Origin of the sequence: Microcystis viridis FACHB-1342 (assembly GCF_014698335.1) — a bacterium.
Taxonomy (GTDB): domain Bacteria; phylum Cyanobacteriota; class Cyanobacteriia; order Cyanobacteriales; family Microcystaceae; genus Microcystis; species Microcystis ichthyoblabe_A.
The window spans coordinates 18,968-32,458 of the sequence record NZ_JACJSV010000005.1 but is presented as its reverse complement, the minus strand read 5'-3'; the positions used below and the strand labels follow the sequence as shown (position 1 = coordinate 32,458).

Genomic DNA, 13,491 nt, shown 5'->3' with positions numbered 1-13,491 from the left:
TCGCAGGAAGAATTTTATGAGTAAATTTGTCTTTGTCACCGGGGGAGTTGTCTCCAGTATTGGGAAAGGAATTGTCGCCGCTAGTTTGGGAAGATTGTTGAAAAGTCGGGATTATTCCGTCTCAATTCTGAAATTAGACCCCTATATCAACGTGGATCCGGGTACAATGAGTCCTTTTCAACACGGAGAGGTATTTGTCACCGATGATGGGGCCGAAACCGACCTCGACCTTGGCCACTACGAACGTTTTACCGATACGGAACTCTCCCGTCTCAATAGTGTGACTACTGGCTCGATTTATCAAGCGGTATTGAATAAAGAGCGCCGTGGTGCTTATATGGGGGGAACCGTGCAGGTAATTCCCCATATTACCAACGAAATCAAGGAAAGGATTCTCCGGGTGGCCAAAGATACCAACCCCGATATTGTCATCACAGAAATTGGTGGTACGGTGGGAGATATCGAATCTTTGCCTTTTTTAGAAGCAATTAGGCAATTTAGGAAGGATGTGGGTCGAAATAACGTAGTTTATATGCACGTTACCCTAATTCCTTGGATTCCGGCCGCTAAGGAGATGAAAACTAAACCGACGCAACACTCGGTTAAGGAATTAAGATCGATCGGTATTCAACCGGATGTGTTAGTCTGTCGTTGTCATCTACCCCTACAACCGGGGTTAAAAGAAAAACTCTCAGCTTTCTGTGATGTGCCGGTAGAATCGGTGATTACTGCTCAGGATGCCAGCAGTATCTATGAGGTTCCTCTCAATCTGGAAAAAGAGGGATTAGCGCAACAAACCCTAGAATTATTAAACCTGGGTCCCCGATACCCCCATCTGGAGGAGTGGGAAAATCTCATCCGACAGATGCAATCCCCTAGTCAAAAATTAGAGATAGCTATCGTTGGTAAATATGTGCAATTGGGGGACGCTTATCTCTCGGTGGTGGAGGCCCTTAAACACGCTGCTATTGCCCTTGATAGCGAGATAGAATTGCGTTGGGTAAGTGCTGAAGATGTGGATAACGATTCGGCCGAAGCTCATTTAAGCGGTGTTGACGGTATTGTTGTACCAGGTGGTTTTGGTATTAGGGGTGTGGATGGCAAAATTAAGGCGATCGAGTATGCTAGGGTCAATAATATTCCTTTCTTGGGTCTCTGTTTAGGGATGCAGTGTTCGATTATCGAATGGGGTCGCAATGTGGCCCGATTAGAAAGGGCCAATAGTTCCGAATTTGAAGAGGATACACCGAATCCAGTGATTAATTTACTGCCAGAACAGGCGGATGTGGTAGATTTAGGGGGAACAATGCGCTTAGGTCTCTATCCCTGCCGTTTAAATCCCGATAGTCTGGCTTTCTCCCTCTACGGTCAAGAGGTTATCTATGAGCGCCATCGTCACCGTTACGAGTTCAATAATGCCTATCGTAGTCTCTTTTTTGAGACTGGTTATCTGGTGAGTGGCACTTCTCCCGATGGTCGTTTGGTGGAAATTATCGAACTACCAAAACATCCTTTCTTTATTGCTACCCAATTTCATCCCGAATTTCGCTCTCGTCCCAATAAAGCTCATCCTCTCTTTTCTGGTTTCATGAAAGCGGCCCTCAAAGGTAGAGAGGAAAAGTTCTCCCTTAGTAGTCAGCATTCAGCTATTAGTTAGGGTTTGCTGGGTTTTATTGGCTCAAAATTTGTTTTTTTTGGGGGGAAACCCCCGAAAATTTGTCATCTTAACCCCAGTCTGGCCTAGGGTTTCCCGAATTGACGTTGATAAACTACTTCTTCCTTGCCAGATTCCAGTTTAATATCCGAGCGAGGATAGGCCACACATAACAAAGCATAGCCCTCTTTTTGCAGGTCGGGGGATAATCCCATGCCCTCACCTTGTTCGACGCTACCCTGGGAAAGTTGAGCGGCGCAGGTAGTACATACGCCCGCATTGCAAGAACTGGGTAAGTCAATCCCCGCATCGTAGGCCGCTTGTAGTATAGTTTGATCTTCCCTAACTTCGATCGTTTGTATTTTTCCTAAATGAGAAATTTCTACTTTGTGGGTTGTGGTCATAGCTAATGAATGATGCTTTGAACTTCACCTATTTTATCATTCTAGATTGGGGGCTCTTCTGGTTTCTGTGTGGAAACGAGGTCTATACTGATAGTTTTTTTCCAAAAATAGTCCTAAAAGTGTTGCCTAGTAAGCATTTCACGATTCTATAAGCAAAAATTATCGACCCTGGTATGTACTCCCGTCACGAGCGTCTCTAGTTGCGCTTTTCCTCCCGGGACTGCCGTGATTAACTTTGTCCAAGCTGTCATCCTTTTAACCACATTATAGCCGCGACTGCGGGCTAACTCATCCAAATGAGCGATCGCACTGTCCACCTCTACCCCCATCACCCGTTCTGACAGGTGTAGGTTTATTACAAAGAGGTGAGCAGTCACACACTCAAGGTGAGAAAATCAAGCTAGAGAGGCTCTTCTAGGTTCTGTGTGATAAGTTTAACTTACATTATGATCGATCGATCTTTGTGTCCTTTGTGTCTTTGTGGTTCGTTCCACCCCCTCGCTCTTGAGAATGTATCTTAGAATACATTTTACCCACCAAACCTGGGAGAGCCAAAATTCTTTAACCTTGTCACAAGTAAAGGTTTTTCTTTTGTCAGGGTGAATCTCTTGGAAAAGTTTTTCTGTGACTCTATTGATTTCCGATGCGGTTTTGTTTTTGGCTAATCCTGCTACTAAAAATTTCGAGGCTTTGTCCATATATGTAACGAGAACTCCTAGATGATTGCCTCCAATCATTGTGTCACTTTCCCAATGACCGATTTCGGTTTTCTGGTCAGCAATTGCTGGTCGCTCGCTGATATCTACACGCCCTGGAATCTCTCCACGCTTACTTTTTGCTCCATTTCGACTCTTTCTTTTTCGGTTCTTCCGAACTTACACTGTAGAAAATTCCTCAAGCTCCCTCTCTGCACAGCAATGCTCTAAAGTTGATAAATATCAATCTAACAAAAATTCAAAGCCTTAGTGTACAAGCTTTACAAGCATAAGTTGTTGATAGTTTTACATGACAGGTTCGGTAGAGCCAAATCTTGTCTCACCCAGGGCAATAGTCGTGAAGTCGTGATCGCTTCGGTAATAGCACTCGACATAAAAATTAGCTCACCAATCTAGATAAAATTTCTCGATGAATTAAAGCTCGATCGATTAAAAAATGTTTGCGATCGCTGGTTAATCCCTCTCCATTGGCATAAAAATTAATCCAAGCATTACTAATATCATTAACTGTTTCTGGTAACTGATCTAATTCCCAACCCTGCATCGGTACTTCGGCAATTAATCGCGACACTTTCGGATCATAACTAAGGGCAAAACAACGACAATCTTCTGCTGCGGCCATAATTAAACTATGAAAGCGCATTCCGATCACCATTTCTACCCCGCGAAATAAGCCTTTTAACTGTCTTGGATCCTCTAAGCTAATGATTTGATAATTTTCCCTTAATTGACGTGCTACAGCTTCACAGAGAGGCAAATCCCGCGACTTTTGAAAAGGGACTAAGAGAATAAAAGCCCCCGTACTGGTTTGCAAATGAATTAAAGCTTGGGTTAATTTATCTAATTTTGCTGGGGTTAATAGGGGATGGGGACGTAAATTGACGGCGATTCTTGGGGCGGGTAAATCCGATAACCCCTTGACTGATTGAGCTTCTAAAGCCCATACTGGATCGGGGGCAACAATGGGACTAATACCCCAATTGGCGACTAAATGAGCCGAAGTATCATCGCGCACACTAACTAAACTACATTGTTTTAAGACTTTTTTGGTTAACCAACGGGTAAAAGGTCTATTTAATGGTCCAATTCCCTGCCCCCAAGCAATAGTTTTTAAGCCCAATAATTGAGCAAGAGCCATTAAACCACCGTAATAAATTGGACTGGCAAAACTGGTGACATCCTGCATTAAACTGCCACCACCCCAGATAAATATATCGGCTTTTTTAAGAGTTTGAAAAACTTGCCACCAATCCCGACTAGGACAGGTTTCCACCCCATAACGTTGACTGGTTTCTTTGGGATTATTTGACAAAACAATAGGTTTAATTGCTGAGGGTAACATCTGCAATAGAGACACTAATAATGCCTCATCTCCTCCGTTTCCTCTCCCATAATATCCACAAATTACTGCACGCATATATTCAGTTATCAGTTATCAGTTATCAGTTATCAGTTATCAGTTATCAGTTTATAGTGCTTTTCACGTTACTGAGGTATCGACAAGTTTTGCCAACAAAGGGTTTAAGCTCCTTGCTCATACCTCATTCTGATGAAAACTGCTATATCTATTTTCTTGTTCCCACTCATAACTAATAGCTTAAACCTGATCAGTGATCAGTGATCACTGATCACTGATTTAGTCGTCCATTTGCCAGGGTTCGGTGATGTTGTTTTCATCGAGGATATTTTTGGCTCTTAAAATCAAGATCAATTCACCTAGTATGGTGACATCGGGGGAACTATCAAACCATTGTAAAGAGACAGAATTATCCCTCTCCACTAGATAATAATTGTTCACGTCCCATTCGGCCAAAACTCGATCGATTACTAATAACACTTCCTCAGACCTAGTGGCAATCGATCGAGGTAATTGATCACTAGGCCATAAAATAGCTACAGGATCGATCGCCTTGAGAATTGCTTGCCAACCGGGGAGAGGCACAATCGTTTGTTTATCCCCCACCGTTACCAGTCGAAAAGGTTCCTCGACGCTCAAACTTTCTGTGTGTTTTATATCAGTTACCGTCACCGGAAATCTTCCTACTAAAGGGATAATTCTGGCTAATTCGTCCTCATCCTGTAAACGATGGACGGGTAGCAACGGTGCGCTACGGGAGGGAGTAACGGTAAAATCTTGTAGTAAGGACTCGATCGCCTGTCTGGCCGAGTCAGAATGGGCAAATTTCAAACCTTTAGCGATTAATTTCGCTCTTTCGGCTAAATCCCGCTTTTGTTTGCCCCGTTTCCAACACTGATAAGCGATCGCATCTCCAGGATGACGGGTAAATTCACTGGGAATCTGGGATAAACGGGAAAAATCTTGGATAGCTTTGGCGATATCGTGTGCTTCGGCCACCTCAATCCTTTTTTCTGCCGCTAATTTCGCTGCCCCCAATCTTTGTTCTTGGTTGAGAATCCGTAATTCGTATAGCACATCACTGCGCGGCCCGATGTAGTAACTTAATAAATCTTCAGCTGCCCCCGCTTTGATTAAACTCTCAAAAACTTGGGCAGCGACAATAATTAAATTTTGTTGGGCATTTTGAAACCCGGTTTGTTCAAAAATTAACTGGGAATCGTAGCCAGCTTTTTGCAGTTTTTGACATTTTTGCCCCCAATTCACCCAATTTCCTTCCTTATGAAGCAGCGAGCGCATTAATTCGGTCGCTTCCGTTTCGCTGATTCGATCATCTGTACTGCGAGGCTGTTCTGTCATAGACAACTTGGTCAAGCTACAATAACTAAAATTTATCTAATCCCTAAAAAATCTTCAATAGCAATTAAGGTTAACAGGATAGACTAGATAGTAACAGGATAGCTGACAATCACCCCCTTCGTACCTGTTAGGGCAAGTTTATCTTCAATGTCTAGATTAAGAGTTAATGGAAGCATTCCCCCCTCGTCCACAACTAACCCCGGTCAAAGGACGATGAAAACCAAGCGTCACCCCAAAGATAGTGCCTTGGGTTTAGTCTCTACCCTCAGCTTTCCGGCGATCGTCGGGACGGCGGATATGATGCTAAAATCGGCAGAAGTTACCCTCGTGGGTTACGAAAAAATTGGCGGTGGTCACTGTACGGCGATCGTGCGTGGTAATATTGCCGATGTGCGGTTAGCAGTGGAAGAAGGGGCAAAAACCGCCGCACAGTTCGGACAATTGGTATCTAAATCGGTTATTCCCCGACCGATGCCCAATTTAGAGGTAATTTTCCCCATTGGTAGCCGTTTAGCCGAAATTGCCCAAAGTCAACGGGGTTTCAGCAAACTGAGCAATATGTCAATCGGTCTCTTGGAAACCCGCGGTTTTCCTGCTATGGTGGGAGCAGCCGATGCCATGTTAAAATCGGCCGATGTGCAGTTAGCTTCCTACGAAACAATTGGGGATGGTTTGTGTACGGCCATTATCCGGGGTTCCGTCGCTAATGTGGCCGTAGCCATTGATGCGGGAATGCGGGAAGCAGAGAAAATCGGTGAACTGCACGCGGTGATGATTATTCCCCGTTTATTGGAAGATTTAGAACATACTCTACCGGTGGCCAGCTACTGGTTAGAAACTCCCGAACCTTTACCGATGTTGTTACCCAATACTGTCCGGGAAAAACAACGGGAATTGGTCGCTTTACCAGAATTGGAAAAAACCAAAATACCGATTCGTCGCCAAGAAATGCAGGAAAAAGTGTTAGAAGAAGTGATTCCCGTGGAAGTTATCACCGATGAGGACAATTATTAATTTTTATTTTCAGCTTTGCTCCTGTGCTGCTAAAAGTACAGGAGCAAAAGGTTGAATTAGGGTTTGCGGCAAAAAGTTTGTTGGTGGGTGTGGATTTCCAGGTAAAAAATCTTTACAGAGTCCCCCGACAGTTAAACGAATCGAATAATTATAAATTTTTATCAAGAGGTGCGGCCAGATCGAATAATCGTCGCTAGAATGCTGGGAAGATCGTATTATCCTAAGGGAGATCAAATTATGGGAGCTTGGGGAGAATTAGGAAAAGCCCTTTTAGAAGGTCTCGGTCAGGTGGCCGAAGGTATGAAACCAGCAAATCATTACCAACTGGGGTATAACCACGCCCTTAATGGTGAGGGTCGAAAGCAGTACATAATTTTTCCACCCACTGATCGGTCACAGATGCAGGTACAAATGTACGCAATAAATGTGCAGTGCCGTGATGCATATAATGAGGGATATAATGATGGTCTCATAGAACGACCTCGAGTTTTAGCCCAAAGAGAACAAAAGCAAATTGCGGATCGTCAACGTGGGGCTGCACAAGAGCTAGTATCTAAGGTTTCCGAAGCAGTTAGAGAACTTAAAAAGCTTGAACCAATTGATGCGCTGAATACCATGATTGATTTGTTACCTGCACTTGATGGTACAGTTCAAGAAGTATTTGAATTAACTATTAGAAATGAAGAACAAATCCTTGCCTTGTGGGAACTAGCAAAAAGTTCACACCAAAAAGCTGCACAATTGCTACAATACCCTACAAATGAAGCGATAGAAATCCTGTTTGCTGTGTCGCAACAGATGCCTGAAGTTCAACAAGTTGGTTTAGCTTTATCTTTGAAGAGGATATCTCAAAACAATATTAAAGCTGAAGCATTGCTGTCTAGAATTCAAAATGCATTAGGTAATTAAACTCATTTCCTTAAAAGACTATGAAATTATCAGAAGCAGCAGATTTACTTGGAATTGAATCTCCCAACCCAAGCATAGACGAGATTAAATCATCTTATCGTAAGCTTGCGCAAATCTATCATCCAGATGTTCAGGAAACTGGAAATGCCAAGTACTTCCTAAAAATTAGTGCAGCTTATGAACTATTGAAAAAACGTTTTCTTGATTCAAATTATATGGACATAGCAGAAGAAGTTGATCAAGAAGAACTAGAAACAAGACTTGCTTCTGTCAATCGAGCATATGAAAATATAGTAAAAGAATTTCAATCTAAGTATGAGAAAATAATTTCATCTCTGTATAAAGAAGCAGGTATTAAGTTAGCCTCCTACGAGATGGCTAGTAAACTTTATGAGAACATAGAAAAGGATATCGAAAGCATTATAAATTCACATATTTTTGAATTGACTTCTTGGTTTAATGACAATATTGCAAAGCTTGCTGAAGAATATGATGATTGGATCAATAGCTTTTTAAAAGATACATATGAGGAACTTCGAGATCGTGAACTCACTAATTGGTATCGTTCCCCATTCTTAATAAGACATCTTATAGTTGGAGGTATTCTTAATCTATGCTCTTTAACTCTTTTTTTCATATTAGGGCATTACTTTATAGGTGTTTCTACACTTGTCATAGGATGCATTGGTAGCTACTTTTTGTACAAAAGAACTGTAAATTTTGCATTTACTCCCAAAAAGCAAGCATTTGAGCTTAATACTTCACATATGGCTTTGGTAAGTAAATCATTTCAAGTGAAAATTGATGTTCAAACCTCTCAGGAAGATATGCAAGGACGGGGAGCATTGGGTGGACTTGTTGTTGGTGCTTCGCAAGCAGGTGTAGGGGGTGCTGTTGCTGGTTTTCTTATTGGATCTCTTGCTGGTAGTCTTTTTGGAGAGAAACTAAGTGATCTTAAGCAAAGAACAGCTACCCTTGTTCAAGACAAGATCACATCTATTGAAAGCCAAGTAGTATCCTTGTTGAATGAACAGATCCCAATTATTTATGAAAAAATTATTAGTGGAATTAAAGAAAATTATGAGAAAAATAAGTCTCGAACAGCAAAGTTGCTTGCTTCAACAGATAAAGATGATGTTTTTTCATTCTGGACAGATAGCAATAGTGATGCTCCTATTGCAAAGGTAGATTATATTGCAATGATTGGTATCTGGATTTTGTCCTCATTAGTATTGCTTATTTTGGTTTTAGCCTTCTAATTTTAGGTATAAAAAGCGCATCCTTGTGCTAGGCTAAAATCGTTGGGAAGTAAGGAAGTTCTTTTCCATTACCTGTTTGAGTCTGGGTCTTGTTTTTCAAGGCTTTAGTCGTTTTTCTGCCACTTCGTATTAATTTAAGCTACATTATGTCACAGCAATCCGAACCACCTAAAAGTTTCCTATTTATTATAGGATGCTCACTTGGTCTTCTTGGGAGCCTTTTCAACAAAGACCTTAGCCTATTTAACCAGATTGTGCAAAGCTTGTCTTTGGGATCGTTGATTGGAATTATATTACTATTTCTCTTATTCCGAGAAATAGCATGGATCATCATATTATCTCCTTTTTTATTTTTAATGAGTGAAAGTAATGAAGAAGTGAAGAAGCAGTTCCTTTTTTTGCTAAGTTGGATACTGCTTTTTAGTCTCACATTGTTCATTAGCATAAGATCACCAAATGCAATTATAGGAATAGTCGGTTCAGGCTTAATGTTCCATTTTGGTTGTCATCATGTTGTTGAATGGCCAGGTGGTCGGGGCTAGTGCGATCGCCATCGCCGTAGGGTGCGTTCCCTAAGGTGGCTCCTACTGCTCCAGCGCTCGATTTTGGGGAACGCACCATGTACATTGATTGAAACTGTGGGTTAAAGTGCGATACCGAAGGCACTGGGTAGCACCCCTAGATGTCGTTAGGCCTTCAATCTACTTACAGATCAGAGGCAGGCATTGACAATTAATGTAGGATTAGTTAGTATGATAATCTAATCCTACCAGGCTGTCGTAAACAGTTTATGGCAATGAGTAAGAAAGTTAGCATAACCTTAGACGACGAAGTTTTGGAATTTGTAGATCGACTAGCAAGCAATCGTAGCAGCTTTATAAATGATGTTCTCTGGCAAGAGAAAAGAAGGGTTTTTATGAAAGAGCTAGAAGACGCTTATAAAGATCAGGCCAATGATCCAGAGATGCAAGCAGAAATCTCTGTCTGGGATATTGCAGTGGGCGACGGTCTAAATGCCTAATGGAAGACTAACCTATAAACGAGGAGAGATCTGGTGGATCGATCTGAAACCCGTTGTTGGTCATGAAACCGATAAAGAACGTCCTTGCCTGATTTTACAAAACGATATTGGCAATCAAAATGGAACAACGACAGTAGTTGCTCCATTGTTGCCCGGGAAAAGGACTTATCCTTTTGTTGTCAATATTACACCGACAGTGCAGAATGGACTAGACGGAGATCGACACATCAACTTAAGTCAAATGAGGGCTGTAGATTCTCAAAGAATTAAGAATAAACAGGGTGTTTTAGAAGACGTTTATTGGGAAGAAATAGAGAAAGCAGTATGTATTGAGCTCGGTTTCAGCAAATCCCTATCGCCGTAGAGTGCGTTCCCTAATACCAAATTTCTAAATCCATGACAGACATCCACGCTCGAATGCTTGCCAAGCCTGCATTCGTTGTGACGCGAATAAAGAAAAATGGTATAATGTGGCTCCTACTGCTCCAGCGATCAATTTTGGGGAACGCACCATGCACATTGATTGAAGCTGTGGGTTAAAGTGCGATGTGGGCTAATCTGGCTAACACGCTTTTGGGCGTGATATAGGGAAAAGTTCTGGCGATTGCGCCTAAATAGAATAGCGAAAGTTGACCCATATCGTTACTCTGGAGAGTGTTATACATAAAGTTGGTGTATAATTTTTAGTTATACATACATTATCTGTAGCAGAAGGTGGAAGATTTAAGTAAAGAAAAGGCACAATATGACTAAAAAGAATCAATCAAAAAGATTAACGAATCAACATAAAGAGTCTAAAGGTGTAGTTGGTATATTTGGAGATGAAGCAAAATCACACGACAGAACTGTTGGAAAAATTTCACTTTTTGTAATTGAACAGCTTGAAAAGTAGTTTCCTCAATTATCTTTTCAATACAAAACGAGCATAAAAAAAGAAGAAATAAACGAAGCATTAAAGAAAATTGACCCAGAATTAGGACAAACACTTTTTGTATCAAATTCAAGTATTATACCCGATGGTGGAATAATAGAAGTAAAAGATGATAACGGTAATTGGAGAATCGTTTTAGTTTCGGAAGCTAAACATCAGGGGAAAGACATTGAAAACATCAAAGCAGGAAAACTTGTAGGAGCAAAAAATGATCAAGATTTGATGGCTGCTGGTAATGCGATAGAAAGATCCCATAAAAACATATCTGAAATCGCTAATTTGATGTTATCTGAATCTCATTTTCCCTATGTATTATTTCTAGAAGGCTCAAATTTTTTAACAGAAACTATTTCAATTAAAAGACCCGATGGAAGGGTTGTAACGATTGAATAAAATTCAGGAACGCTAAATAGATTAGATAGGTTAACTTCTGCAAATTATGGAATGCTCATTAATACCAATTTGTGTAAAAATAAGTTTGTCAAGCATAAAGATAAAACAATTATGCTTCAAGCAACTTCTATATACACACAAGGAAATGGCGAAAAATGGGATGTCAAAAAAATGTTTGATATTATGCTTGAAATTTCTAAAACCTCTCTTAAAGTATTAGGCAGTGAGATATTTAATCAGATAACCAAAAGTAAATAACTAAAACAAAGATTTATTAAATCAAAATAGGTTGAAAATGGCAAGAAATGCAACAAACGAATTATTACAAAAAGCTAAAAAATCAAAAAGTGACGAGTTTTATACACAGCTTTCAGATATAGAAAGCGAATTACAGCATTATAAAAGTCATTTTGAAAATCAAGTGGTTTATTGCAATTGCGATGACCCCCGAATTAGTAACTTTTTTAATTATTTTACCTCAAATTTTAATGAATTAGGTCTTAAAAAAATAATAACATCTTGTTATAGAGAGCAAGTAAAAAATTTATTTAATACAGAAGAAGATGAAAAAGGTTTTTTCTTTGAATATACAGGTACAGAAGGCGAAAAAAACAAACCAAGTTCAACTGACCTAGTTTACTTTAATGGAGATGGTGATTTTCGTAGTTCGGAAAGCATTGAACTATTAAAGCAGTCCGATATTGTTGTTACCAATCCCCCATTTTCATTATTCAGAGAGTATGTAGCTCAATTGGTTAAATACGATAAAAAGTTTTTGATAATTGGAAATATTAATGCAATAACCTATAAAGAAATTTTCAAACTTATTAAAGAAAACAAGGCGTGGTTAGGAATAAATCTTGGTAGAGGTATTTCAGGTTTTATTGTACCTGAACACTATGAACTATATGGAACAGAAACTCGAATAGATAACTCTGGTAATAGAATAATCTCACCGAACAATTGTTTATGGCTTACTAATTTAGATAATTTTAAGCGGCACGAAGATATAAAACTTACAAAAAGATATTTTGGCAACGAAGTTCAATATCCAAAATATGACAATTATGATGGAATTAATATTAATAAAACACAAGACATACCAATAGACTATAAGGGATATATGGGAGTGCCAATAACATTTTTGCATAAATTTAATCCCGACCAATTTGAAATAATTAAATTCAGGAAAGGGAATGATGATAAAGATTTATCAGTAAATGGGAAATGTCCGTATTTTAGAATACTAATAAAGAATAAACGAATACAAACTGAATATATTGATTTAACTGACAAAGAAAGATAATGTATAACAAATCGTTGTACCTGACATTTTTCCGCTACGATCCAAAATGTCGGTGAAATCGATCGTTATGCTCCAAACTTAGTGCGATGCCGAAGGCACTGCGTAGCAGTACGCCGCTCTGGTGGGTTAGGTTGACGGCAGACCCCCAACTGTGATCTTTGACTTCATGCCAATTTGTGCGGACTGTATTCAGGTGTTACCTGCTGTGATAGTTAGTAAGTGAGCCTGTTCGTTGAGTTGAGGAGTAAAATAGGAGAAGTCCTAATCTAAGATTTAGTAATGGATAGAAGCATTATAGAACGGCAACCGCTACTTGAAGCAGTCAAGGCTCTCCCTGATGAGGCTTTAGTGGAACTGTCTAATTTTCTTGACTATCTTCGCTATAAAGCAGCCTATCAAAGAGAACTGACCACTCATTCTTCTAGTTTTCTGCTTGCAGTTGCAGGTTTAGGCAACTCTGGTCAACAGGATATTTCAGAACGTGATGAAGAGATTCTAGGCAATGAGATTGATCCGGTGTCCGGCTGGAATCTTAACCCAAGCAATTCAGTATGACGGCGATACTTGACACCAGTTTTTTGTTTGCCTTAACCGATCAGGGCGATCGCAATCATCAGCGGGTGTTGGCTATTGCTCAAAGCGTGAATGAGCCATTGGTTCTACCTGTCGTTGTCTTGCCTGAGGTCTGCTATCTGATTGCATCAAGATTAGGCCACCAAGCAATGCGCCGTTTTGTATCCAGTATGACACCTGATGCGGTTCAAGTTGAACCTGTAATCCCAGAAGACTTGGTACGAGTGCATGAGATATTGGAACAATATGCTGACAATCAGCTTGACTTTACAGATGCAGCGATCATTGCCATAGCTGAAAGGCTTACTATTACTCGCGTTTACACACTTGATCGCCGAGATTTTTCGATTATTCGTCCAAGTCACTGCGATTACTTTGAGTTATTTCCTTGAACCACCAGCTAACACTGCGTGGCAGCGGACGGTCGCAATTCGTCGCTGCCGAGCTTGCTTTCTAATGCCGTCGCTGATTTGATCCGTTAGCGATCGAGCGCGCTACGCACCGATCGGGTTCTGGACTTCCCCGTTGACAAAAAGGCATAACCTGTGCTGTAGGGGGGATTAAGAGAATTTCCGATACCCTCTTACTGGGTACA

The 13,491-nt window shown here is 40.5% G+C and carries 14 protein-coding genes and 2 pseudogenes; 10 read left to right on the top strand and 6 right to left on the bottom strand.

Translation table 11 applies throughout. The annotated features are described in order from the left end of the window. Positions 1-16 precede the first annotated feature (16 nt). Positions 17-1,657, top strand: coding sequence for a glutamine hydrolyzing CTP synthase (gene pyrG, locus H6G40_RS03070; protein ID WP_069475568.1), 1,641 nt, complete (start codon positions 17-19; stop codon positions 1,655-1,657). 83 nt (positions 1,658-1,740) lie between these two features. Here the strand turns inward: pyrG and H6G40_RS03065 are convergent, their stop codons facing one another. The 5 genes and pseudogenes from H6G40_RS03065 to H6G40_RS03045 all read right to left on the bottom strand — a co-directional run bounded on the left by H6G40_RS03065 (position 1,741) and on the right by H6G40_RS03045 (position 5,490). Continuing rightward, entirely contained in the window at positions 1,741-2,058 is a 318-nt protein-coding gene (locus tag H6G40_RS03065) for a 2Fe-2S iron-sulfur cluster-binding protein (RefSeq protein ID WP_002732025.1), read from the bottom strand. A 146-nt stretch (positions 2,059-2,204) separates the two neighbouring features. Continuing rightward, entirely contained in the window at positions 2,205-2,435 is a 231-nt protein-coding gene (locus tag H6G40_RS03060; RefSeq protein ID WP_238142312.1) for a DUF3352 domain-containing protein, read from the bottom strand. Between the two features lie 177 nt (positions 2,436-2,612). Beyond that, positions 2,613-2,918 (bottom strand): annotated as a pseudogene (locus tag H6G40_RS03055) (IS30 family transposase); the annotation flags it as partial. Between the two features lie 235 nt (positions 2,919-3,153). Then, positions 3,154-4,191, bottom strand: coding sequence for a polysaccharide pyruvyl transferase CsaB (csaB, locus tag H6G40_RS03050; RefSeq protein ID WP_069475554.1), 1,038 nt, complete (start codon positions 4,189-4,191; stop codon positions 3,154-3,156). 219 nt (positions 4,192-4,410) lie between these two features. Beyond that, positions 4,411-5,490 carry a RuBisCO accumulation factor 1 gene (locus H6G40_RS03045; protein ID WP_069475555.1) on the bottom strand — a complete coding sequence of 360 codons (1,080 nt, stop codon included), beginning with the start codon at positions 5,488-5,490 and terminating at the stop codon, positions 4,411-4,413. Positions 5,491-5,703: 213 nt separating this feature from the next. Between H6G40_RS03045 and H6G40_RS03040 the strand changes: the two genes are divergently transcribed. From H6G40_RS03040 to H6G40_RS03030, 3 genes are all read left to right on the top strand, one after another. After that, positions 5,704-6,504: a beta-carboxysome assembly protein CcmO gene (locus H6G40_RS03040; RefSeq protein ID WP_002753877.1), complete on the top strand. Its 801-nt coding sequence runs from the start codon at positions 5,704-5,706 to the stop codon at positions 6,502-6,504. A gap of 237 nt (positions 6,505-6,741) precedes the next feature. Further along, positions 6,742-7,413 (top strand): hypothetical protein, encoded by a 672-nt coding sequence (locus H6G40_RS03035; protein WP_141705486.1) that lies wholly within the window; start codon positions 6,742-6,744, stop codon positions 7,411-7,413. Between the two features lie 20 nt (positions 7,414-7,433). Continuing rightward, entirely contained in the window at positions 7,434-8,672 is a 1,239-nt protein-coding gene (locus H6G40_RS03030) for a DnaJ domain-containing protein (RefSeq protein ID WP_069475557.1), read from the top strand. A 462-nt stretch (positions 8,673-9,134) separates the two neighbouring features. Here H6G40_RS03030 and H6G40_RS03025 read toward each other — a convergent pair whose 3' ends face one another. Next, positions 9,135-9,293: a hypothetical protein gene (locus H6G40_RS03025; protein ID WP_176721688.1), complete on the bottom strand. Its 159-nt coding sequence runs from the start codon at positions 9,291-9,293 to the stop codon at positions 9,135-9,137. A 175-nt stretch (positions 9,294-9,468) separates the two neighbouring features. On the opposite strand from H6G40_RS03025, the gene mazE reads away from it, so the two are divergent. The 6 genes and pseudogenes from mazE (at position 9,469) to H6G40_RS02995 (ending at position 13,288) form a co-directional block, all read left to right on the top strand. Further along, positions 9,469-9,693 (top strand): type II toxin-antitoxin system MazE family antitoxin, encoded by a 225-nt coding sequence (gene mazE / locus H6G40_RS03020; RefSeq protein WP_002746763.1) that lies wholly within the window; start codon positions 9,469-9,471, stop codon positions 9,691-9,693. Next, a complete protein-coding gene (locus H6G40_RS03015; RefSeq protein WP_069475559.1) occupies positions 9,686-10,057 on the top strand; it encodes a type II toxin-antitoxin system PemK/MazF family toxin in 372 nt (123 codons plus the stop codon). The genes mazE and H6G40_RS03015 overlap by 8 nt, the downstream gene beginning before the upstream one ends. A gap of 381 nt (positions 10,058-10,438) precedes the next feature. Further along, positions 10,439-11,275, top strand: a pseudogene (locus tag H6G40_RS03010) (EcoRI family type II restriction endonuclease). 37 nt (positions 11,276-11,312) lie between these two features. Then, positions 11,313-12,323 carry an adenine-specific methyltransferase EcoRI family protein gene (locus H6G40_RS03005; protein ID WP_002775122.1) on the top strand — a complete coding sequence of 337 codons (1,011 nt, stop codon included), beginning with the start codon at positions 11,313-11,315 and terminating at the stop codon, positions 12,321-12,323. Between the two features lie 279 nt (positions 12,324-12,602). Continuing rightward, positions 12,603-12,878, top strand: coding sequence for a hypothetical protein (locus tag H6G40_RS03000; RefSeq protein ID WP_069475560.1), 276 nt, complete (start codon positions 12,603-12,605; stop codon positions 12,876-12,878). Then, positions 12,875-13,288 carry a type II toxin-antitoxin system VapC family toxin gene (locus tag H6G40_RS02995; RefSeq protein WP_002758126.1) on the top strand — a complete coding sequence of 138 codons (414 nt, stop codon included), beginning with the start codon at positions 12,875-12,877 and terminating at the stop codon, positions 13,286-13,288. Before H6G40_RS03000 ends, H6G40_RS02995 begins: the two co-directional genes overlap by 4 nt. Positions 13,289-13,491 lie beyond the last annotated feature (203 nt).

Coding starts and splice junctions, on each gene's coding strand:
- pyrG (WP_069475568.1), top strand. CDS start 17: ATGAGTAAATTTGTCTTTGTCACCGGGGGAGTTGTCTCCAGTATTGGG.
- H6G40_RS03065 (WP_002732025.1), bottom strand. CDS start 2,058: ATGACCACAACCCACAAAGTAGAAATTTCTCATTTAGGAAAAATACAA.
- csaB (WP_069475554.1), bottom strand. CDS start 4,191: ATGCGTGCAGTAATTTGTGGATATTATGGGAGAGGAAACGGAGGAGAT.
- H6G40_RS03045 (WP_069475555.1), bottom strand. CDS start 5,490: ATGACAGAACAGCCTCGCAGTACAGATGATCGAATCAGCGAAACGGAA.
- H6G40_RS03040 (WP_002753877.1), top strand. CDS start 5,704: ATGAAAACCAAGCGTCACCCCAAAGATAGTGCCTTGGGTTTAGTCTCT.
- H6G40_RS03035 (WP_141705486.1), top strand. CDS start 6,742: ATGGGAGCTTGGGGAGAATTAGGAAAAGCCCTTTTAGAAGGTCTCGGT.
- H6G40_RS03030 (WP_069475557.1), top strand. CDS start 7,434: ATGAAATTATCAGAAGCAGCAGATTTACTTGGAATTGAATCTCCCAAC.
- H6G40_RS03025 (WP_176721688.1), bottom strand. CDS start 9,293: ATGGTGCGTTCCCCAAAATCGAGCGCTGGAGCAGTAGGAGCCACCTTA.
- mazE (WP_002746763.1), top strand. CDS start 9,469: ATGAGTAAGAAAGTTAGCATAACCTTAGACGACGAAGTTTTGGAATTT.
- H6G40_RS03015 (WP_069475559.1), top strand. CDS start 9,686: ATGCCTAATGGAAGACTAACCTATAAACGAGGAGAGATCTGGTGGATC.
- H6G40_RS03005 (WP_002775122.1), top strand. CDS start 11,313: ATGGCAAGAAATGCAACAAACGAATTATTACAAAAAGCTAAAAAATCA.
- H6G40_RS03000 (WP_069475560.1), top strand. CDS start 12,603: ATGGATAGAAGCATTATAGAACGGCAACCGCTACTTGAAGCAGTCAAG.
- H6G40_RS02995 (WP_002758126.1), top strand. CDS start 12,875: ATGACGGCGATACTTGACACCAGTTTTTTGTTTGCCTTAACCGATCAG.